Origin of the sequence: Colwellia sp. BRX10-1 (assembly GCF_014077545.1) — a bacterium.
In the GTDB taxonomy this organism is placed as follows: domain Bacteria; phylum Pseudomonadota; class Gammaproteobacteria; order Enterobacterales; family Alteromonadaceae; genus Colwellia_A.
In genome coordinates this window covers 1-1,533 of record NZ_JACGWC010000064.1, presented here as the reverse complement: position 1 = coordinate 1,533, position 1,533 = coordinate 1, and the positions used below count along the sequence as shown (strand labels likewise).

The 1,533-nt window shown below is 33.7% G+C and carries 2 protein-coding genes; both read right to left on the bottom strand.

Annotation, left to right across the window (positions count from 1 at the left end; all coding sequences use genetic code 11):
• Positions 1 to 145: 145 nt before the first annotated feature.
• Positions 146 to 391 carry a hypothetical protein gene (locus H4J75_RS19530; protein ID WP_182223046.1) on the bottom strand — a complete coding sequence of 82 codons (246 nt, stop codon included), beginning with the start codon at positions 389 to 391 and terminating at the stop codon, positions 146 to 148.
• A 438-nt stretch (positions 392 to 829) separates the two neighbouring features.
• Entirely contained in the window at positions 830 to 1,357 is a 528-nt protein-coding gene (locus H4J75_RS19525) for a hypothetical protein (RefSeq protein ID WP_182223045.1), read from the bottom strand.
• Positions 1,358 to 1,533 lie beyond the last annotated feature (176 nt).

The window sequence follows — 1,533 nt, the reverse complement described above, 5'->3', positions numbered from 1 at the left end:
ACGAAGACGCCCTACAACGAATCAAAATATTTAGAAGCATTAAAACGAAGAGGATCACCACTGTTAAAATTTGCAATAAATAGCTAAATTTTACTAGTTGTCCACCTCAGGGCGTGTTGTTATGTGTAAAGTGCTGAGACAACGACTATAAAAAACTAAGTAGCAATAGTAAACCTATAATTGCTGCACCAAATAATAAGTACTTACCAAAGCTAGAATTGTCTTCAAGAGTTTCTTGATGCTGTTCTTTTAATTGGGCTAGTTCTGATTCATTAAGGTCGGAACAATGAATACATTTATCTAATGATTCTGGGGAATAAAGTTCACATCTATCGCAGCGCTTTTGTTTTGGCTGCTTAGCTCTCCATGCTGCACTCATACCAATTGACATGACAACTTCCTTTTACACATAACGCCCTGTTAACAGGCAATAAAATAGTTGGCTAAAATTAGCGACGAAGGAGCAAAAGCCAACTGTTTTTTGTCCTTGTTTAACAGCTTGTTATATTTATTTTTTAGGTCTACGACCACCACTTTTAAGACATGCCTTCATCGAAGGATATGAAGTGAATTTTTTAGTTCTAGAATAATACGTACTGCCTTTTTTATGACAGATACTACTTTTGCTTTTTTTAACTACTGGCTCAGTAGCCTGTGCGGGTAAACTTAATGTAAACAGACTTATTAATATTAAAACAGCAATTGAAATACTAACTCTCACTTGATACTCCTGATAAATATAACGCCACGTTAAGCGGCAAAAAATTGTTGGCTAAAATTGTGAACGGAGTGAAACAGCCAACTGTTTTTTGTCCGTTTGAACGTCTTGTTATGTTTCGTTTTCATCCTCAATATCATCGCCTATAAGGGCTATCAATGCAGGTCGCACTACTGACAATATAAGAACAATTATAATCAAAGCCCCCATTCCTAGCTTAAAAGTTTTTAAAAACAAAGGTTGTTCAAATAACGGTCTATTAGATTTTTTATCTATCTCTTTTTCTTTCAGCGTAGCCTCTAAAGAACTACACGCCTCATTACTATTCATCATTTCCTTTATGTCGGGATACTCAACGACATAACCAAATTTTGCTAGAGCTAATCTTGCTCTATCCATATCTGCGTCATTCACAAGGATCATTTTGTTTGCAAGATTTGATGTATAAGGGATTTCTGAAACTTCAAGTATATCTATAATTTTAACAGCATCAACAACAAGAATATTTTGAATTAGTGGTCGTCGTTCTGGCTCGTTTGTCCACATAATTACAAATATAGCCATACTTAAGCAGATTATTAGCACAATGATTATTTGAATTTGCTTCAATTGTTCTTCTGAGATAGGTATATTTTTCAAGCTGTACTACTTCCTTATAGATAAATTAAATGCCATTGTAATATAGAAACATAACAGTTTATTATGGAGACTTCTCAGTAATGTCCGTCCCATAAATATTATTTAATTGACATTAATATCCCATAATTTCATAGCTTTAGGAAATACAAATTTTATATTTTTGTCAGAACTTGGAT

Excerpts from the sequence above, each read along its gene's own strand:
- H4J75_RS19530 (WP_182223046.1), bottom strand. The coding sequence starts at position 391 with ATGTCAATTGGTATGAGTGCAGCATGGAGAGCTAAGCAGCCAAAACAA.